Annotated in this window: 17 protein-coding genes and 1 pseudogene; 7 read left to right on the top strand and 11 right to left on the bottom strand. The window is 66.9% G+C overall.

What is annotated here, in order from left to right; genetic code table 11:
* Positions 1-120: 120 nt before the first annotated feature.
* From A176_RS31370 to pdxR, 7 genes are all read right to left on the bottom strand, one after another.
* Positions 121-867, bottom strand: coding sequence for an ABC transporter permease (locus A176_RS31370; protein ID WP_237076900.1), 747 nt, complete (start codon positions 865-867; stop codon positions 121-123).
* A 23-nt stretch (positions 868-890) separates the two neighbouring features.
* Positions 891-1,820: an ABC transporter ATP-binding protein gene (locus tag A176_RS31365; RefSeq protein ID WP_002636119.1), complete on the bottom strand. Its 930-nt coding sequence runs from the start codon at positions 1,818-1,820 to the stop codon at positions 891-893.
* A 147-nt stretch (positions 1,821-1,967) separates the two neighbouring features.
* The gene (locus A176_RS31360; protein WP_002636118.1) at positions 1,968-2,798 is read right to left on the bottom strand and encodes a metallophosphoesterase; all 831 of its coding nucleotides are present in this window, start codon (positions 2,796-2,798) and stop codon (positions 1,968-1,970) included.
* Positions 2,799-2,964: 166 nt separating this feature from the next.
* The gene (locus tag A176_RS31355) at positions 2,965-3,447 is read right to left on the bottom strand and encodes a deoxynucleotide monophosphate kinase family protein (RefSeq protein WP_144429652.1); all 483 of its coding nucleotides are present in this window, start codon (positions 3,445-3,447) and stop codon (positions 2,965-2,967) included.
* A gap of 62 nt (positions 3,448-3,509) precedes the next feature.
* On the bottom strand, positions 3,510-4,415 hold the full coding sequence (locus A176_RS31350; RefSeq protein WP_044890346.1) for a viperin family antiviral radical SAM protein: 906 nt from the start codon (positions 4,413-4,415) through the stop codon (positions 3,510-3,512).
* Between the two features lie 82 nt (positions 4,416-4,497).
* On the bottom strand, positions 4,498-5,754 hold the full coding sequence (locus A176_RS31345; protein ID WP_044890347.1) for a sigma-70 family RNA polymerase sigma factor: 1,257 nt from the start codon (positions 5,752-5,754) through the stop codon (positions 4,498-4,500).
* 134 nt (positions 5,755-5,888) lie between these two features.
* Entirely contained in the window at positions 5,889-7,316 is a 1,428-nt protein-coding gene (gene pdxR, locus A176_RS31340; RefSeq protein WP_002636114.1) for a MocR-like pyridoxine biosynthesis transcription factor PdxR, read from the bottom strand.
* A gap of 104 nt (positions 7,317-7,420) precedes the next feature.
* On the opposite strand from pdxR, the gene A176_RS31335 reads away from it, so the two are divergent.
* Complete coding sequence (locus A176_RS31335) at positions 7,421-7,885, top strand: cupin domain-containing protein (RefSeq protein WP_002636113.1); 465 nt, start codon at positions 7,421-7,423, stop codon at positions 7,883-7,885.
* A gap of 22 nt (positions 7,886-7,907) precedes the next feature.
* A complete protein-coding gene (locus A176_RS31330; protein WP_002636112.1) occupies positions 7,908-8,240 on the top strand; it encodes a DUF2834 domain-containing protein in 333 nt (110 codons plus the stop codon).
* Positions 8,241-8,331: 91 nt separating this feature from the next.
* On the opposite strand, the gene A176_RS31325 is transcribed toward A176_RS31330, so the two are convergent.
* Positions 8,332-8,907, bottom strand: coding sequence for an imm11 family protein (locus A176_RS31325; RefSeq protein WP_044890348.1), 576 nt, complete (start codon positions 8,905-8,907; stop codon positions 8,332-8,334).
* Positions 8,908-8,996: 89 nt separating this feature from the next.
* Positions 8,997-9,371, bottom strand: a pseudogene (locus tag A176_RS41350) (AHH domain-containing protein); the annotation flags it as partial.
* A 277-nt stretch (positions 9,372-9,648) separates the two neighbouring features.
* Here A176_RS41350 and ettA point away from each other — a divergent pair.
* The 3 genes from ettA to A176_RS31310 all read left to right on the top strand — a co-directional run bounded on the left by ettA (position 9,649) and on the right by A176_RS31310 (position 13,350).
* Positions 9,649-11,328 carry an energy-dependent translational throttle protein EttA gene (gene ettA / locus A176_RS31320; protein ID WP_002636110.1) on the top strand — a complete coding sequence of 560 codons (1,680 nt, stop codon included), beginning with the start codon at positions 9,649-9,651 and terminating at the stop codon, positions 11,326-11,328.
* Between the two features lie 68 nt (positions 11,329-11,396).
* Positions 11,397-12,596 carry an AAA family ATPase gene (locus tag A176_RS38380; protein ID WP_082282863.1) on the top strand — a complete coding sequence of 400 codons (1,200 nt, stop codon included), beginning with the start codon at positions 11,397-11,399 and terminating at the stop codon, positions 12,594-12,596.
* Positions 12,589-13,350 carry a hypothetical protein gene (locus tag A176_RS31310; RefSeq protein ID WP_044890349.1) on the top strand — a complete coding sequence of 254 codons (762 nt, stop codon included), beginning with the start codon at positions 12,589-12,591 and terminating at the stop codon, positions 13,348-13,350. The genes A176_RS38380 and A176_RS31310 overlap by 8 nt, the downstream gene beginning before the upstream one ends.
* A gap of 24 nt (positions 13,351-13,374) precedes the next feature.
* On the opposite strand, the gene A176_RS31305 is transcribed toward A176_RS31310, so the two are convergent.
* Together A176_RS31305 and A176_RS31300 are read right to left on the bottom strand one after the other, a co-directional pair.
* Complete coding sequence (locus A176_RS31305; RefSeq protein WP_002636107.1) at positions 13,375-13,620, bottom strand: hypothetical protein; 246 nt, start codon at positions 13,618-13,620, stop codon at positions 13,375-13,377.
* A gap of 50 nt (positions 13,621-13,670) precedes the next feature.
* On the bottom strand, positions 13,671-14,579 hold the full coding sequence (locus tag A176_RS31300) for a peptidoglycan-binding protein (protein WP_002636106.1): 909 nt from the start codon (positions 14,577-14,579) through the stop codon (positions 13,671-13,673).
* Between the two features lie 423 nt (positions 14,580-15,002).
* On the opposite strand from A176_RS31300, the gene A176_RS31295 reads away from it, so the two are divergent.
* Together A176_RS31295 and A176_RS31290 are read left to right on the top strand one after the other, a co-directional pair.
* Positions 15,003-15,206, top strand: coding sequence for a DUF6229 family protein (locus A176_RS31295; protein WP_226994039.1), 204 nt, complete (start codon positions 15,003-15,005; stop codon positions 15,204-15,206).
* A gap of 113 nt (positions 15,207-15,319) precedes the next feature.
* A complete protein-coding gene (locus tag A176_RS31290; protein ID WP_002636104.1) occupies positions 15,320-18,172 on the top strand; it encodes a type 2 lanthipeptide synthetase LanM family protein in 2,853 nt (950 codons plus the stop codon).
* Positions 18,173-18,233: the final 61 nt, after the last annotated feature.

Here is an 18,233-nt window from a genome sequence, read left to right as displayed (position 1 = left end):
TGGCGGTGAGGATATCGCCCTTTCTTACCTCGTGGGAATTGCTCAGTCGCGAATTACCCCAGAGGGAAGGAAGGGGGCAGGCGAGCGGACGGTGCTCGCCTGCCGACTATCCGGGGTGAATCAGGCTTTCATTTTGTAGCCGGAGCGCAGCACGGCGTACGTGACGAGGGTGGCCACCACCGCGACGGCAAGGAGGATGCCGCCGCCGCCCAGGGGCGAGAAGATGCTGCGCCCGAGCATCCCGTAGCGCAGGCCTTCCACCATGTAGACCATGGGGTTGAAGAGGCTGACGGTGCTCCACGGCGCCGGCAGCTCGCGCACCGAGTAGAAGACGCCGCCCAGGAAGGTGAGGGGCAGCATGACGAAGGTGGGGAAGAAGTTGATCTGCTCGAACTTCTCCGCCCACACGGCGGCGAGCATGCCCAGCACGCTGAAGACGTAGGACGACAGCACGAGGAAGTACGCGGCCACCCCCGCGTGCTCCAGGCTGAAGCCGGTGAAGACGGTGGCCACGGCCCACGTGAGCAGGCCCACCACGAGGCCGCGCACCATGGCGCCGCCGATGAAGCCCGCCATCAGCTCGCCGGGGCCCAGCGGCGCCACCAGCAGGTCCACCACGGTGCCCTGAATCTTGGTGATGAACAGCGACGAGGAGCTGTTGAGGAAGGCGTTGTTGGCGATGCCGAGGAAGACGAGGCCCGGCACGATGAAGTGCAGGTACGGCAACCCCTCCACCGTCTGGATGCGGCCGGAGATGGAGTAGCCGAAGACGATGAAATAGAGCGTGGTGCTGATGAGGGGCGACAGGACGGTTTGACCCGGCACGCGCATGAAGCGCCGGACCTCCTTCGCCAGAAGTGTCTTCATCCCGAGGACGTTCATGAGTGGGCTCAGGCGACCTGCGGACGGCCGCGGAGGATTTCGATGAGCACGTCCTCCATGCGGGAGCGGCGCGTCTCCACATCGGAGATGAGCTGCCCTTCGGCATAGAGGGCGCGGAGCAGCTCGCCGGAGGGAGCGCAGCCATCGCGCTCCACGTAGGTGAGGGCGCGGCCGTCGTCGGAGAGGCGCGCGGAGAAGCGCTTGCCGGCTTCCGACAGGCCCGGCTGCGGCTGCTCGAAGGTGATGACGACGCGGCGCTCGCCGAAGCGGCGCAGCAGGGTGTTCTTGTCCTCCACCATGAGGAGGCGGCCCTCGTTGATGATGCCCACGCGGTCGGCCAGCTCCTCGGCCTCTTCCAGGTAGTGCGTGGTGAGGACGATGGTGGTGCCCTCCGAGGCGAGCTTGCGCACGTAGGTCCACAAGTCCCGGCGCAGCTCCACGTCCACGCCGGCGGTGGGCTCGTCGAGGAAGACGAGGCGGGGCTTGTGCACCAGCGCCTTGGCGATGAGCAGGCGGCGCTTCATGCCGCCGGAGAGCGCGCGTGTGTACGCGTCCTTCTTCGCTTGCAGGTTGAGGGCGGTGAGCACCTCGTCGATGCGCGCTTCGTCCGCGGCGCGGCCGTAGAACCCGAGCTGGATGCGCAGCGACTCCGCGACGGTGAAGAAGGGGTCGAAGTTGATTTCCTGCGGCACGAGCCCGATGTCGTAGCGCGAGGCCACCGGGTCCTGGTCCAGGTCCTTGCCGAAGACGCGGATGCTGCCGGAGGTCTTCCTCACCAGGCCGCAGACGCTGCCAATCAGGGTCGTCTTGCCGGCGCCGTTGGGGCCCAGCAGGGCGAAGATTTCACCGGGACGGATGGCGAGGTCCACGGTGTGAAGTGCCGTGAACTCTCCGTAGCTTTTGGAGAGTCCCTGGAGTTCGAGGGCGGGGGCGGACATGGCGCCGCCTCCTGTAACACCTTCGATGCCGCTTCGCTTGCCTTGTGTGCCCCGTTCAGGCGTGGCCGCGAGCAGGCGGCGGGGTGCGCCTGCCCACGGTTCGCCTCGGCCCCAGGGGAGGTGGCGCGTCGCGTTGTCCACCCGCTGTCATGCCTGCTCGGAGACTTCCTGGAGCGTCGTTCCGTGGACTCGGAAGACGGCGAACGCGTCGGCGCCCTGGTCGAGGCTGGCGAGGCACCGCACGCGTGACTGCTGACCGTTGGGATGCTGGACGGTGCTGGCGTAGCGCCGGTGCAGGTGGCCACAGAGGACCAGTTGAGGTTGGAGTGCGTCCACGAGCAGCCGTGCGTACTCATTGCCGACGAGTTCGGGGTTCGCGCTGCGGCGCAGGCCCTCGAAGTTGGCGGCCTCCTCGGGCGGGATGATGCCGGCGGGCCAGTCATGCAGCAGGAGCACGTCCGCGTGTCCGAGCGCGAGGACTCGCTCGACGTCCTGCTCGTTGAAGAAGGTGAAGTCCTTGTTGGAGACGTCGCCCATCGACGCCAGCGGTGGGCGGGGCTTGGTGAAGGTGGCCTCGCGGTGGATGCCGGACAGGCCCGCCACGCGCAGGTCGTTCAGCTCCACCACGCCGGTTCGGCCGAGGTAGTGGCAATGCGGCGCCAGCGAGGCGCCTTCGGGGTGCAGGTCGAGGTGGCCGTAGGGCTCGTGGTTCCCTCCGATGAAGTAGAGGGGCCAGGGGAAGCGGCGTCGCCGCTGGTGATAGGCCGCGAAGTCGCCCAGATGCCGGTACTTCATCGGCGCCGCCATCGTGGTCAGGTCGGCGTCGTCGCGGTGGGGCTCGAAGTCGCCCACCTGGAGCACGAAGTCGAGCGGCTTCCGGTTGCGCTCCTCCCAGGCCGTGAGGTGACTCACCATCCGGTGCATGTGGCCGTGGACGTCACCCACCGCGGCGAAGAAGAACGTCTGCGTCGAGGACATGGCGAGCTCCGTTACCGGGGTTGAGTGGACTCGGAGGTGCGGGCTCCGGCCGCGGGCGACGACGGGGGCGGTGTGTCGAGACTGACGGGAGGATGCACGTACGTGGGGTTTCGAGTGGAGGATGTGTGGCGGGCACATCCCCGCACTCGAGCGTCCCGGTTGGACCCTACCGGCGGATGCTCTGCAAGACTCGCGATTGGAGCGCGTCGAGGCCGCCGTCATTGAGGATGACGGTGTCGAACAACGCGGGGTCGATGCTCGTGGCCTCTCGCTCCGTGGCGTGGTCCGCCAGGGCGCCTGGGGCACCTGCTCCAGGTCGGGTCACCAACCAAAGGGCCGCGCCCAGTGCTCGCGCCGCCCGAAACTCCGCCGAGGTTCGTAGATCCGTGCAGACCACGCGGGTTCCCGCGGCGAGGAGCGCGTCGACCCGCTGGCGAAACGGACGCAGCCATACCTCGGGATCCAAGTCGACGCAGGTCTGTCCGAAGCGCTGATAGAGCTCCCGTGGCGCCCGGCCCAGTCGTGGGTCCACGATGTTGCGGCCGTCCCCCCAGAGTTGCTCCTGAGTGAGTTGGAAGAGCGACATCATGAGGTGCTTCATGGGGTCGGCGATGGCGACGCGTTCGAAGCCGTGATGCCGAATCAGCATGCCGCCAACCGTATCTTTCCCGGCGCCCGAGATTCCCGCGAGGCAGATGAAGGTGTGCTTGCTCATCGCGCACCCCCGAAGTCGTAGTTGCCACCTCGCCGTTCAAAGCGCGGCATGGAGAAATGGACTTGCGACCACGCTGCGTCGATTCCTCGATGAAGGATGGGTTCGCTGTATCGGTGGCGCCCTTCCGCGTTATCGAAGAACCGGCCAGCGGGATCCACCATGGCGTAGCTGCCACGCATGTCCTCGTTGTCTTCGGGAACCAGGGTCACTCCCTCGGTGGCGAGGCACTGGTGTCGTGCGACGAATCCAAGGAACGCTTCGTCAGAACAAAGGAGCGGTTCGACCTTGCCGCTGTTTTGCCCGTCCACTGGGAGGACCCGTAACAGCTTCCATCTTTCCGGCATGAGTCGCCGGAGGAATTCAGTCTGGTCCTCGTGTGCATTGAGTGAAGTGACGACCGTGTTGACCTTGAAGCGGATGCCTGCGTCCCGGATGAGGTTCGCGATGTTCAGGTAGTCCCCGGCGTCAATCGCCTTGCCTTGGACCGCACGCCCCAGGGCGACGTGGGTCTCCGGAAAGGGACTGTCGATGCTGAGGGTGACCCAGTCCAGCGCGCCCTCGAATAACGAGAGTCGCTCGTGCGTGAGCCTGCTTCCATTGGTTACCAACATGGTGGTTGCGCCTTGTCCCTTCGCGGCGCGGACGAGTTCGGGGAGCCACGGGCAAAGCAGCGGCTCGCCCCCTGCGAACGTGAGTTTCTGGAACCGGGCCGCGAGAAGCTTCACGAGCTGCAGCGCTTCTTCCCGAGGCAGGTGGCCTTTGGGAAGGACGGTTTGCCGGACGTCCTGGAACGTGGCGAAGCAGAACCGGCAACGCATGTTGCACGGCTCCCAGAGGTGGAAGTTGACCGAAGGGGGAAGGTCGTTGGGGACCAGGGATACATCGACGACTGCTGTGGGCATGACGCCTCCGTTCGGCCCGCTTGGGCGGGCGGTTCGAGGCTCCACATCCAGCAGCGATTTAATTGTGACCGCGCGGCGTAAGTCAGCGACAACGTTGATGAAATTCGTCGAAGAATTTATCCCGGGCTCGCTGCACCCTCTTGCGAGCTGCTGCGTAGTCGATGCCCAGGCGCTGGGCGATTTCCCACTCGCTCAGGTCGTCGAAGTACCGCATCAGGAGTACCTCCCGATGCTGTTCGCCCAAGGAGCAGAGGACCTGCTGGACGACGTGTTGGGTCTCAGACCGGACGTACTGGTCGTCAGGTCTGAGTTCGCAGAAGGGCTCGGGTTCATCGTCGATGGGGCACGTTCTCACGCCCCGCAGCCATTTGAGCGCGCCGTACTGAACGGAGCGTAGAAAGTACTGTTCGAAATCGTGGTGGCGCTTCTCGTTGAGACACACGCTCAGGAGGGCACCATGGACGACATCCGATGCATTCGCGGTGCCGACCAGTCTGTTCGCGATGCGCTCCGCTTTTTCGAGCATGGCACGGTCTTGAAAGCGGCTCTCGATGCAGTCCTTGAACGAGGAGGCGGGCGTGTGAGCGGTGAGTGCCCGTGGCGCATCGTTCGCTGCTGACGATGCGAGCAGGAACTGGCGTGTGCATTCGAACGACGCGGAGCGACAGGGTTCTTCCGCGTGAGTTCGAGCGAAGAGGGGCGCCTGGGGACGGGACTCTTCCGTTGCCGCCACCAGATGGAATGCCGACGCGGTGCTTCCCAGACACGCCAGCGTCAGGATGCCTGCTGCAAATGGAGATAGACGGCCCATGCGCCACGCGAACGCCAGTCCACCTGCGCCGAGGCTCCAAAGCAGGTAGCCCGCATACAGGATGGCCCAGATCGACGTGGCCAAAACGAAGGCGCCCACGAGGACAGGATTCCGGCTCTGGCCCGCGTCCGAGGGGGACACGAGCCAGCAAGCCACTGCGAAGAGGATGCCGACGAGGAGCCATGGCCGCTTGAGCAGACGTGGCGGCGCGGCGGATGCGCTTCGTAGTTGGCCGATGAAGTTCCACACCATGACGCCGCCCGCCAGCATGGCGCCAAACAGCAGCAATGCGCTCGCAAGGTAGACGGCCCCGTCGAAGATGCCGGGAGTGAGCGCGCCAATCGAGGAGAGCACGTATGACGCGCCAGTGGCGCTTGCGATTGCGGTGCCGATGAAGGCGAGTGCCCCCAGCGGGATAAGGACATGAATGGCGAACAGCGCCAGCGAGAGGGCGAATAGCGCGAATTGCCATCCGTTCGTGCGGCGTTCCGAGGAACGTCGCTCTTCAGGCGAAGCTTGTCCTGTCATTGCTTGTCAGACGCTAACACCTCTCTGGAGGGCGCTGCTGCAGGGTCGAGAGCGACACTCCCTTTTCAAGACTCGAACCGAGAATGAGCAAAGCTCCTGCCCTCAGGTGCCGTTTCGAGCCGATAGGGAGGGCGTTAAAAAGCGCCCGCGAGGCACGCGCGCAGGTGCCGGAGTCCCTCGTCGATGCGCTCCACCGTGATGCCGCCGTAGCCCAGCACCCAGCCGTGCCGCGAGGGAGGACCCGCGTAGTAGCGGGAGAGTTCCTCGATGCCGAACCCTTCCGCGCGTGCCTTCCGCGTGAGCACTTGCTCCATCCTTGCGCCGCCCCGCGTGAACATGACGCACAGGTGCAGGCCCGCGACAGAGGGCAGTTGTTCGAGCGCATCGCCGAAATGCCGCGTGAGTCCGTCGGACAGCCGCGTGTGCCGTTGTTCGTACTCGCGCCGCGTCTTGCGCAGGTGTCGGGCCATCGCGCCCGTGTCGATGAAGCGCGCGAGGGCCACCTGGGCGGGAAGCTGGCTGTGCCCATCCGTCACCTGCTTCGCCAACTGAAGCTCGCGCTGGAGCGAGGGCGGCGCGACGAGAAAGCCCAGGCGCAGCGAGGGGAGCAGCACCTTGGAGAACGAGCCGACGTAGAGCACTCGGCCCGAGCGGTCCAGGCTGTGGAGCGTTTCCAGCGGCCGTCCCCCGAAGCGGAATTCGCTGTCGTAGTCGTCCTCGATGACCACCGCGTCGCGCCGCCGCGCCCAGTCGAGCAACGCCCTCCTGCGGGCAGGCGACATCACGATGCCCAGCGGAAACTGATGCGACGGCGTGACGTACACGAGCCGCGTGTCGTCCGGCAGCGCGTCCACCACGAGCCCCTCCGCGTCGACGGGCACCGGCACCACCTGGGCCCCGAGCGATTGGAACAGGAGTCTCGCGGGGGGATACCCCGGCTCCTCCACGGCGACGCGGTCTCCAGGCTCCAGCAGCACCCGGCCCGCGAGGTCCAGCGCCTGCTGCGCCCCATGGGTGATGAGCACGTCCGAGGCGTCCGCGCGAACGCCGCGTGAGACGCCCACGTGGCGGGCCACCGCCTCACGCAGCTCGGGGTGTCCCCGTGGGTCCGCATAGGCCGAGGTCATCGCGGTGGCGCGCAGTTGCCGCGCCAGCAGACGTCGCCAGGTCTCGAAGGGGAACAGCGTGACGTCCGGCGTGCCGACGCGGAAGTCATACGGCGCCGGTGGGTCGGAGGGCGGAGGGACACGCAGATCGCGCCAGACGGCACGGGGACGCAGCTTCACGCCGGACGCGGCCTTCGCGCGTGCACCGCGCTCTCGGGGCGCGTTCTGGACGTAGCTGCCCGCGCGGCCTCGGCTCACGAGCAGGCCCTCCGCTGTCAGCCAGGCATAGGCCACGCTCACCGTGTTGCGCGCGACGCCCAGTCGCTGGGCCAGTTCTCGCGACGGTGGCACTTGTTCCCCGTCACGCAGCCGCCCATCGAGAATCCGCGCGCGCAAGCCCCGGTAGAGCTGCCCCGCGACGTCCCTGCGGTCCTGGAGGTCGACATGAAGGTCCATGGCGAGGGCCTCCCATAATTTGGCCCAGTGAGATTCGTCAATTCTGGCTCAATGGCCGGGCCATGGAAGACGCACCCTGACGGCACTTCCTCACTGGAGCCGCCATGCACACCCCGCCGCCGTCCACGTTCGCCTCCCACCCGGTCGACCCCGAGCGCATGCCCTGGATTCCCATGACCTCCCCGGGCCTCTCCTTCAAGCCGCTGCGCTTCTTCCGGGAGGGCGCCGGTTGGATCTACCTCTTCCGGTTGGAGCCAGGCACCGTCATCCCCCGGCACCGCCACACGGGGGAGACGCACGGCTTCAATGTCTCCGGCACACGCGAGCTGCTCGACACGGGCGAGGTGATTGGTCCTGGTGGCTACGTCTATGAGCCGCCCGGCAACGTCGATAGCTGGCGGGTGACGGGAACCGAGCCGGTGGTCCTGCTCATCAACACGCGGGGGGCCATCGAGTACCTCTCGGAGGATGGACAGGTCCTCAAGCGCGTCACGCCCGAGGACCGGCTCCAGACGTACCGTCGCTGGTGCGAGGCCAACGGCGCGCCGCTTCTGGCCACGCTCGAGTGAGCCCACCGGCTATGTTGGCGCGGTGAAGCCCCCGCATCTCAAGTCCGTCCTCCTGCTCCTGACCGTGGCGGGAGTGGCCATCCCTTACGCGGCTTTCTTGCCGTTCGTCGCCGAGCACGGGCTCGACGTGCGGTTGCTCGTCGAACAGGCCGCGGCCAATCGCATCAGCGCGTTCGCATGGCTGGACGTCGTGGTGTCCGCGGTCGTGCTGCTGTTGGCCGCGTACTCGGACCGCTTCATCCCGTGGAAGCAGGCCCTCGTCGTCACCGCGCTCACCTTGTGCGCGGGTGTTTCGGCGGGGCTTCCGCTGTTCCTGTTCTTCGCGCTCGATGCCCCAGCGTTCAGGATGCGTTGAATTCTCTCCGGAGCGCGGCGGAGCCCAAGGAGCGGGGGACGATTCTCCAGAACGTGCAGGTGGTGCGGGCGTCGCTCACGTTCGTCCTGCGCTACACCTCTTCGAACTCGACGCCCGTGACGTTCGCGCGCTCCAGGGCCGTCTTGATGTCCTCGGAGACGATGAGCACCCCGGACCATCCCCAGGGACGAAACACCTTGGCGTCGCCCACCTGCGTAGGGTCAATCCGCATCCCCCAAACACTTCGATACATGCCGACCTTGTCCGGCCGCTCATCCTCTGGCTTCCAATACAGCACCTCTTCGGAAGCAGCGTCGTCGATACATCGGACAAGCCGTGTTGCCACGAGAATGAGGTACTCATCGGGGCAACCCTCGATATCCACAGGTATCAGTTGCACGTCGTTCGGGGCCATTTCCACGAAGAGGGTGGCCGCTTTGACATGCACGATGGGGGTCGCGCCAGCACCCGCGGTGCTGAAATCCAATCGTCTTCCTGGCTCGTCGATAGGGACCACCAGGCGACCGGGTGCTTGGGCGGGCTGCCCTGACGAAAACTCCCTGAAGTTCTCCATCTCGAGGCCCTGTCGCGTCAGCGGGTCCCCCAGGTACCAGTTCCCTGCCTGGACGTTCTCCATGAGCCTGAAGTATCGCGATGGATTCAGCATGGTGCCGTGCTCGATGGCTGAAGACGCGTGCCAAGCTGATCCGGGCGTCGGTTGTGGTCCGCGCCGCTTCGCGCTCCAAAGTCAGCCGCTCCTCCAGCAGAGGTGACGCCGCGATCACCCGCCGGTATGACATGGGGAGGGCCGCTTGAGTCGCCGCGACGCAGAGGGATCAACCGGGGAGGGCGGCCCTCATAGCCATAGACTCCGCTGCGGGCTGGAACGCCGAAGAGGTCTCGCGCTTGCTGCATGGGGTTCCGCTGAGGACGCACGTCGCGAGCGATCCCCGCGATGGCCGCTTCAAACTCGCTGTCGTCAAGTTCGGCCGCTTCCAGCTCCGCGCCTGGTTCCACTCTTGGGGTGACGACGAAGGAGTCATGCCCGGTTTCCAACCGCACGGTTCGCGGTGTCGCACATCCCGTGACGACCGTGAGAATGAGCAGCGGCGTCACGCATCGAAGCAACATCCAGTGTCCCCCCGGACAAGAAGCTCGCCACACGACAGTCTATCGCGGGAGTCCCAGAGGAGGCCGACAATCACGCAAGAGGGCCCGTGCGGGCCGCGGGTACGCGGCGGACGTTGCCTGGGGACAGGGGGCAAGGGGCGCCGCCTGCTCGGTCTCCTCCGGACCTCCAGATGCGGCCCCAAAAGAGGGGCGGGAGGGGACGCTCTCACCTTGAGTGCGCTGTTCCACCCTGGTATCCGCAGAGCCCCTCACTCCGCCTCAAAGCAGGAAGGCCCAGATGGCCCAGAATTTCATCTTCACGATGCAGGACCTGCGCAAGGTCAAGAACGGCAAGGAGATCCTCAAGGGCATCTACCTCTCGTTCTTCCCCGGCGCGAAGATTGGCGTCATCGGTCCCAACGGCTCCGGTAAGTCGACGCTGCTGCGCATCATGGCCGGCGTGGACACCGAGTTCTTCGGCGTCGCCAAGCCGGACCCCAGCGCGAAGGTCGGCTACCTGGCGCAGGAGCCGCAGCTCGACCCCTCGCTCGACGTGAAGGGGAACGTGGAGCTGGGCCTGAAGGAGATTCGCGGCACGCTGGACCGCTTCAACGAGGTCAGCGCGAAGTTCGCCGAGCCCATGAGCGACGCGGAGATGGAGAAGCTGCTGGCCGAGCAGGGCCGCCTCCAGGACGCCATCGACGCGGTGAACGGCTGGGAGCTGGACCGCACCATCGAGATGGCCATGGACGCGCTGCGCCTGCCTCCGGGCGACGCGGACGTGACGAAGCTGTCCGGCGGTGAGAAGCGCCGCGTGGCGCTGTGCCGCATCCTGCTGGAGAAGCCGGACCTGCTGCTCCTCGACGAGCCCACCAACCACCTGGACGCGGAGAGCGTCGCGTGGCTGGAGCAGGCGCTCAAGGAGTACAAGGGCACCATCGTCTGCATCACCCACGACCGGTACTTCCTGGACAACGCGGCCGAGTGGATTCTGGAGCTGGACCGCGGCGAGGGCGTGCCCTGGAAGGGCAACTACTCGAGCTGGCTCGACCAGAAGCAGAAGCGCCTGGAGCTGGAGGAGAAGTCGGAGAGCCACCGCCAGAAGACGCTCAAGCGCGAGCTGGAGTGGGTGCGCGCTTCGCCCAAGGCGCGTCAGGCGAAGAGCAAGGCGCGTATCGCGGCCTACGAGGAGCTGCTCAACCAGTCGCAGGACAAGCGCGACGCCACGGGCGAGGTCATCATCCCGCCCGGCCCGCCGCTGGGTGGGCTCGTCATCGAGGCGAAGGGGCTGCGCAAGGCCTACGGCGACCGGCTGCTCATCGAGGACCTCAGCTTCAAGCTGCCGCCGGGTGGCATCGTGGGCGTCATCGGTCCCAACGGCGCGGGCAAGACGACGCTGTTCCGGATGATGACGGGCGTGGAGTCACCGGACGCGGGCGAGCTGCGCATCGGCGAGACGGTGAAGCTGGCCTACGTGGACCAGAGCCGCGACGCCCTGGACGGCGACAACACGGTGTTCCAGGAGGTGAGTGGCGGGTTGGATCACCTGGACCTGGGCAAGGCGGGGCAGGTGCCCAGCCGCGCGTACCTGGCGGGCTTCGCCTTCAAGGGACAGGACCAGCAGAAGCGGGTGAAGGACCTGTCCGGCGGTGAGCGCAACCGCGCGCACCTGGCGAAGATGCTCAAGAGCGGCGGCAACTTGCTGCTGCTCGACGAGCCCACCAACGACCTGGACGTGGAGACGCTGCGAAGCCTGGAGGACGCGCTGTTGAGCTTCGCGGGCTGCGCGGTGGTCATCAGCCACGACCGCTGGTTCCTCGACCGCATCGCCACGCACATCCTCGCGTTCGAGGGCGACAGCAAGGCGTTCTTCTTCGAGGGCAACTTCGAGGACTACGAGGCGGACAAGAAGAAGCGGCTGGGCCCCGAGGCCCTGGAGCCGCACCGCATCCGCTACCGTCCGATTACGAAGAGCTGAGTCGCTGTAGGACCTTTCTTCCCTCCCCTGGCCAGGGGAGGGGAGAATGGGGGACGGGAGGCGTTGCCGTGATCGAGAAGGTTCAGTTCCGCAACTTCAAGGCGTACCGCTCGCTCGATTTGGAGCTGGAGCCTTTCACGGTCCTGGTGGGCCCGAATGCGTCGGGCAAGACGACGCTGTTGGAGGGGCTGCACCTGCTGTCGGTGGTTGCCAGCAATCTACTGACAGGAGGTTGGAGTTACTGGCCTGGTCCTCTTTTCCAGTCGCATGGGAGCAGGGCTTCTGTCGAAATTGAGGCAGTAGGAAAATGGACGGGTATCGACGGTTCCGTGACGGCTTACAGCCCGTTGGAGCCGGTGCAGAAGGAAGAGCTGATCTTGCCCTTTTGGCTTCGCGGCAAGGTTGGAAGGGACGGGTTTAGGGTTCAAGGAAGTCAGCGCGGAGCCCCCCACGCTCTTCCGTTTTCGCTCGCCCCAAATTCGGGCGGGCTTCAATCGGATGTGGACTATTCTCAGTTGGTGCTTCTAAGGGAGGCACTAAGCGCCACTGCCATTTTGCGCTTTGTACCCAGTCTGCTAGCGGCGCCTTCGTATAGCGACGAGGTCGTTCCTTCATTGGCCTCGGACGGAAGAGGGCTTTCGTCCGTGCTGGCCAATCTCAAGTTGAGCCAGGATGAGGTGTTCACCGAAATCGAGGTGGCCCTCAAGGAAATCGTCCCTTCGGTAAGGCGTATTCGCATTGAGCGTGCCGCTGTTGAGCAAACGGCCGTTCGTACCATTTCATTGGACGACAAGCGTCACGAGGTCCCCGAGAAGCGGACGCTCTGGGGCAACCAAGTCGTCTTCGACATGAAGGGCGCGAAGGGAGTTGCTCCCGATTCGGCGGGCGAAGGCACGCTAATGGTGCTCGGCCTGCTCACCGCGCTCATGGGCCCATCAAAGCCCCGACTCGTGCTCCTGGACGACATCGAGCTGTCACTCCATCCCGCGGCCCAGTCCCGTCTCATCGCGGCACTGCGTGCCATCCAGAAGCGCGACCTTGGCGTTCAGATCATCGCCACCAGTCATTCCCCCTTCATCCTGAACGACCTCGACCCGAAGGAGGTCCGCATGACCTTCCTCGCGGAGAACGGGTTCGCGCGGTGCGAAAAGCTGACCGCGCACCCCGAATTCGAGAAGTGGAAGGGGCTGATGGCACCGGGCGAGTTCTGGAGCAGCGTGGGGGAGGACTGGATTGGAAGGCTGGGTGAGGCCACTCCGAATGAGTGAGTCCGCCTATGTGTTCGGCGTCGTCTGCGAAGCCCGAGCGGACCAGCAGACGGCATGTGTGATTGCCGACCGGGTCATCGCCGATTGCGTCGAATGGGCGCAACCCGAGGTTCGCGACTCACTGTACAGGTGGTGTGGAGTTCACCCGACGCCGGATAACCGGTTCGTGCGGTGGCAAAACGTACAGGAGGAACTTTCGCGACGAGGGCTCAAGCCCATCATGGGGCGCTTCGGAGATGAGTCGGGGAAGCCCGACGCGCTCATGGCTCGCAAGGCGCTGCTGCTCTTCCGCTCGCTCAATCACCCGCCGACCGCTGTCGTGCTGGTACGTGATAGCGATGGAGATGCGTCACGTCGCATCGGGCTTGAGCAGGTTCGGCGTTCGTACCCCTGGCCCTTCCAAGTGGTCATCGCGTTGGCGGAGCCGAAGCGCGAAGCGTGGGTGCTCTCCGGCTTCGAGCCGCAGGGGCACGAGGAGTCCAATCGACTACAACGCCTCAGCGAACGGCTGTCCATCGACCCGCTCACGAAGTCTCACGAACTCGATGCTCGCAAGCACGGCGCGAAGACCGACATCAAGCGCGCGCTGTCGGAGCTGACTCAAGACGACTGGCGCCGCGAACACCAGTGTCTCGAGGAAGCATCCCTGGACCTCCTGAAGCAGCGAGGCGAGAAGAATGGCCTCGCTGCGTTCATGACGGAGGTTCGAGAGAAGCTGGTCCCCATCCTCAAGGGACAGGACATTCCCTGCTAGGGCCACAGCCGGCCGGAAGCGGGCTCAGCAGGCGTCGATGCACTCCACCGTGTAGAACGGCGTCACTTCCACGCTGTTGTAGCAGTCCGGCTCCGCGCAGGAGCAGCGCAGCGTCATGAAGTACTCCGTGAGCGCCTCGTCGTGGAAGTACGTGTACGTGCAGGACACGCGGGACCCCTGAGCGTCCGCGGCCGGCGCATAGGCCAGGCTGCCCACGGCGGTTACGCCGGGAAACGCCAGCACCACGAACGCCATGAGCAGCTTCTTCATGTCTCTCTCCTGACCGACACGGACGACGAGGAACTCGGTGCTTCACGGTCTCAGGGCCGGTACTCCCAGTGCCAGGGCTCGGACGGGACGGTGCGCACGAAGCCGAAGTTCTTCGCGTTGTTGGCCATCCACCGGTACGTCGAGGTGCCGGTGCCGCCCGTCTGGACGTCCACCGCGATGCCGCCCTGGTGGTTGGAGTAGCCCGGAGGCGCGGCCAGGTTGCCCGTGCCGTTCTTGTACGCGCGGTACAGCGCCTCCTGCTCCGCCATGCTGCGGAAGCCGCTGTTCACCTTCAGGGTGATGCCCTGCGCGCGCGCCGCCGCGTGCATGCGGTTGAACGCCGCCGCCGCGTCCGTGCGCATCTCCTTGCCGTTCGGGACCCCGGAGAGGGAAATCTGCCGGGCCTGGCCATTCACATAGCCCGTGACGACCCGGCCGCCACCGCCGCCGCCCGGGTTGGTGACGGGGCCCTGGACGTTGATGCCCAGCTTGTCCCACGTCTTGGGACCGACGATGCCGTCCGCCGTCAGGCCACGCGACTGCTGGAAGGCCTTCACCGCCGACAGCGTCTGGGGACCGAACACGCCGTCCGCCGTGCCCGACTTGAAGCCCAGCACGTTGAGCCGCTGCTGGAGCGCCCGCACCGGCTCACCGCGCGCGCCATTGCGCAGCGTGGGACCCGAGCCGCCCGCGCCGCCCGCCGAGTTGAGGGCATTCCACGTCTTGGGGCCCACGATGCCGTCGACCTGGAGGCCCCGCGCCCGCTGGAAGGACTGCACCGCCGCCAGCGTCTTGGGGCCGAACACGCCGTCCGAGGCGCCCGGGTTGAAGCCCGCCGCCCGCAGCTTGTTCTGGAGCGTCGTCACGGCCGCGCCGCGCGCGCCACTGCGCAGCGTGGGCGAGGCAGCGCGGGACGCGCTGCTGGAAGCAGCAGGGGAGTTGCGGGCAATGGCTACCATTGGGGGGTCTTCCCTTAGCAGAAGAATGGAGTTGGACCCATTTTCCCAACCGCTCAAAGAAAGTTGCCTGGGGCTGCGTCAAAACCACGTGTCGGTTCCGTCACGCGCTCGAACTTGAGAGGCATTTCACCTCGTGACGGAAAAGTTGCGTCAAGGTGACAGAGGGCCGGCGTGACTCGTGTCATTCATTGTGGTGGAAATCTTCCATGGGAATGTCCCCCGTTCATTCCCAACCGTCGCTGCGGGCTTGCCGTCGCGCGCGGGGTGTCCAGAAGTTCGCGGATGGCGGCTCGGATGGCGCGCCCGGACAAGACGGTCCCTTGAAACGTCTGGTTTGTCATTGCCTGCGCGGGCGCTGACCGCGTTCCGGCGGTGAGTTCCCCGCGCATGACGCTGTTCGTTCAATCCGATGGGAGGACGTTCATGGCGAAGATGACCGATGCACGCGTGCAGGAAATCCTGGCGGGCTGGCTCTCCGGTTCCGAGGAGGCTCACGGGGTGTCGAATCCGGCGGGACCGCTGTACGTGGGTGGCGACGCGACGGAGGCCGCGCTGACCGACGAGTCCCTGATGATTTTCACGGGCTGTAGCTCGTGCAGCGCCTCGGGCACGGGGTTCTGCTGCTGAGTCGTTCGGCGCCCATCATCCCCTGCTGAGCGCCACGAGGTGGCGTCGGAAGCCCGCCTTCCGGCGCCAGCCCTTCGGGCGTTCGTACGGCCACTCACGACGAGGTGCGGTGCATGTCCGGGAACTCCGACTCTGGTTGGTTCGCGCGTCCAGTCGACAGGCTCATCGAGCCGTTCCTCGCGGCGCTGCGGGAGCGCCTCGGTCAGGTTCGCAAGCTGGGGGATGCCGAGCGCGCCGTCCTGGATGAGGCCGCCGCCCGCCGCCTTCGCGACACCGCGCAGCTCCGCCTCAACCGCATGTTCCTGCTGGAGCTCCACGCCGCCACGCTGACGGGACGGCTCACCGCCGAGGACGAGCGCGAGCGCTGGACGCAGTTCCTCGAGCTGACCTGCACGCCCGACTTCGACGCCCATCTGCGCGGCCGCTACCCCACGCTGCATCGGCGGCTGGCGGCCCTGTGCCAGAACCAGGTGGGCGCCGTGCTTCAGCTCGCGGAGCGCTTCGCCGCCGACCGGGCGCTGCTGGGCAATCTGTCGGGCCGGCCCCAGGGCGATTTGAAGGCCATCTTCCTGGGGGAAGGGGACACGCACCGGGGAGGCCAGGCGGTGGCGCGGCTGGAGCTCGAGCTGGGAAAGGTGATGTACAAGCCCCGGTCCGTGCAGTTGGACCAGTCCGTGCGTGAGCTGCTCGAGGACGTGCTGTCGGGCGTCCCGGAGGAGGTGCGCATCCGGGTTCCTGGTGTCGTGGCGCGTGACGGCTACGGCTGGGCGGAGTTCGTCGAGCACCGCTACTGCGAGGGCGATGCCGAGCTGTCACGCTTCTATCGCAACCTGGGGCACTGGCTCGCGGTGATGCGGCTGGTGGGTGGGACGGACCTGCACTCGGAGAACATCGTGGCGGCGGGCCCGGTGCCCATCGTGGTGGATGTGGAGAGCCTGTTCTGTCCGGACCCCTTCGTTCCCGCCTCGGGCCGGGGGCAGGCGGTGGACATCGCCGCGGCGCTCATCCGTCGCACCGTGCTGCGCACCGGCATCCTGCCCATTCGCGCGGATGGGCTGGCGCTGGCGGGCCTGGACATCTCCGCCGCGGGCTCCCTGCCGGGGCAGCAGCCCCTGATTCCCATGCCCACCATCGTGGATGGCGGCACCGGGGCGGCGCGGATGGGCATGACGCAGGTGGAGCGTTCCGCGTCGAAGAACCACCCCAGTCCCACGCCTGTCCTGGCGTTGTACTGGGACCAGGTGGTCGCGGGCTTCAATGAGGTCACCGCCACGCTTCAGCAGCGGGACGCCGGTCCCCACCCGTTGCTGCGTCGTTTCGGCGGCCGGGAGGTCCGTCGCATTCGCAGGCCCACGCAGGTCTACGCGGAAATCATCCGCATGTTGTGGCATCCCGCGTCGCTGCACGACGAGCCCGCGGCCGTGGCTCGGGGACGCGACATCCTGCGGCGCAACGCGGAGTCCTCCCCCGGTGCGCCCACGGAGCCCGAGCTCATCGACGGCGAGGTGCGCGACATGCTCGCGGGCGACGTGCCCGTCTTCACCGCCACCGTGGACGAGGCGCTCATCCAGCACCACCTCGCGGATTGGCGGACCGCCGACTTCCCGCTGGAGGAGATGACCATCCAGGGCGCGTTGGTCATCGCGTATCTCAACGAGCGAGCGCCGCCGCCCCGGCAGCAGCTTCCGCCCCATCCCCAGCGGGAACACCTCGACCGCCGCCGCAGGGCCATGGCGGCGAGCCTGTTGGAGCGCTTACGCGACAACGCCATCCAGGGCACCGACGGCACCGTGACCTGGGTCAGCCCCATCCTCGCCGAGCACGGCTGGGCCATCCGGCCCCTGGCGGCGGATGTCTACACGGGCCAGGGCGGCGTCGCCCTCTGCCTCGCCGAATATCTGCATGAGCACGCCCAGGGACGCGCGGACGCGGTGGCGGGCCTGGACGCGTTGTACGAGGGCACGCTCGCCGTGCTCCGCGCCACGGAGGACCAGGTCCCCACGAAGACGGTGGGCGCCTACCTGGGGCTGGCTTCCCAGGTGTGGACGTGGAGCTCGCTCTACGAACTCCAGGGCGAGCCCTGGATGCTGGAGCGTGCCCGGGCCCGCGCGGCCTTGCTGGCGGAGCAGCGCTTCGAGGACGACCGGCTGCTGGACGTGCTCGATGGCGTGTCCGGCGTTGTCGTCCCCCTGCTCAACCTCGCCAGCCTGACGCGCGAGGAGCGGTGGCGGGACGTCGCCGTCAGGGCCGGGCGCAGGATTGTCGCCACGGCCACCCGGGACGCGTCCGGCGCGCGCTGGGCCACGTCGATGTTCCCCGAGGCCATTGGCGGCTTCGCCCATGGCGCCACGGGCATGGGCTGGGCGCTCGCGCGGCTGACGCTGAGCGGCGCGGGCACCCAGGCGGAGCGGCAGTCGTGGCTCGACCTGGCGCACGCGGCCTTCGACTTCGAGGAGACGCTCTTCGACCCGGACGTGGGCAACTGGCGGGACGCGCGCAACGGCGTGGGCTCGCGCTTCCTCACCAACTGGTGTCATGGCAGCACGGGGATTGGCCTCGCGGCGTGTGACCTGCACGTCCGCACCGGCTCCGCGCGCCACCTGGACGTGGCGCGCCGGGCGGTCGCCGCCGGGCTCCGCGAGGGCTTCGGCTGGAGCCACACGCTGTGCCATGGCGACCTGGGGTTGTGGGAGCTGCTGGAGCGGTGGCGCCGCCTGGACCCGGAGGCGGTGGGCGCGGACCGGGATGGCTGGGATGCGGCCATCCTCTCCGGCCTGGAAGAGCGGGGGCCGGTGGGCGGCTGGTCCCGAAACGCCTTCACCCCGGGAGTGATGCCCGGCATCGGCGGCATCCTCCACCTCCTGCTGGAGATGCATCCCGAGAGCCGGCTCGCCACCCCGCTGCTGTTGGACCGGCGCGAGGAACCGCCTGGCGCGCGGCCTGGCGGCCTGGCGGGCACCCCGTAGAAGGCCCGCGGCGCCGTTCCATAGAGAAAACCTTCGTTCCCTGAAGGAACAACCTTGGGAA

The organism is Myxococcus hansupus (genome assembly GCF_000280925.3).
Classification (GTDB): Bacteria; Myxococcota; Myxococcia; order Myxococcales; family Myxococcaceae; genus Myxococcus; species Myxococcus hansupus.
Note: the sequence above shows the minus strand (reverse complement) of the source record. Positions and strands in the feature narration are given on the sequence as shown.

Bases quoted from the DNA above. Each gene is read 5' to 3' on its own strand.
- A176_RS31370 (WP_237076900.1), bottom strand. From the start codon at position 867: ATGAAGACACTTCTGGCGAAGGAGGTCCGGCGCTTCATGCGCGTGCCG.
- A176_RS31365 (WP_002636119.1), bottom strand. From the start codon at position 1,820: ATGTCCGCCCCCGCCCTCGAACTCCAGGGACTCTCCAAAAGCTACGGA.
- A176_RS31360 (WP_002636118.1), bottom strand. From the start codon at position 2,798: ATGTCCTCGACGCAGACGTTCTTCTTCGCCGCGGTGGGTGACGTCCAC.
- A176_RS31355 (WP_144429652.1), bottom strand. From the start codon at position 3,447: ATGCTGATTCGGCATCACGGCTTCGAACGCGTCGCCATCGCCGACCCC.
- A176_RS31350 (WP_044890346.1), bottom strand. From the start codon at position 4,415: ATGCCCACAGCAGTCGTCGATGTATCCCTGGTCCCCAACGACCTTCCC.
- A176_RS31345 (WP_044890347.1), bottom strand. From the start codon at position 5,754: ATGACAGGACAAGCTTCGCCTGAAGAGCGACGTTCCTCGGAACGCCGC.
- pdxR (WP_002636114.1), bottom strand. From the start codon at position 7,316: ATGGACCTTCATGTCGACCTCCAGGACCGCAGGGACGTCGCGGGGCAG.
- A176_RS31335 (WP_002636113.1), top strand. From the start codon at position 7,421: ATGCACACCCCGCCGCCGTCCACGTTCGCCTCCCACCCGGTCGACCCC.
- A176_RS31325 (WP_044890348.1), bottom strand. From the start codon at position 8,907: ATGCTGAATCCATCGCGATACTTCAGGCTCATGGAGAACGTCCAGGCA.
- ettA (WP_002636110.1), top strand. From the start codon at position 9,649: ATGGCCCAGAATTTCATCTTCACGATGCAGGACCTGCGCAAGGTCAAG.
- A176_RS31310 (WP_044890349.1), top strand. From the start codon at position 12,589: ATGAGTGAGTCCGCCTATGTGTTCGGCGTCGTCTGCGAAGCCCGAGCG.
- A176_RS31305 (WP_002636107.1), bottom strand. From the start codon at position 13,620: ATGAAGAAGCTGCTCATGGCGTTCGTGGTGCTGGCGTTTCCCGGCGTA.
- A176_RS31300 (WP_002636106.1), bottom strand. From the start codon at position 14,579: ATGGTAGCCATTGCCCGCAACTCCCCTGCTGCTTCCAGCAGCGCGTCC.
- A176_RS31295 (WP_226994039.1), top strand. From the start codon at position 15,003: ATGGCGAAGATGACCGATGCACGCGTGCAGGAAATCCTGGCGGGCTGG.
- A176_RS31290 (WP_002636104.1), top strand. From the start codon at position 15,320: ATGTCCGGGAACTCCGACTCTGGTTGGTTCGCGCGTCCAGTCGACAGG.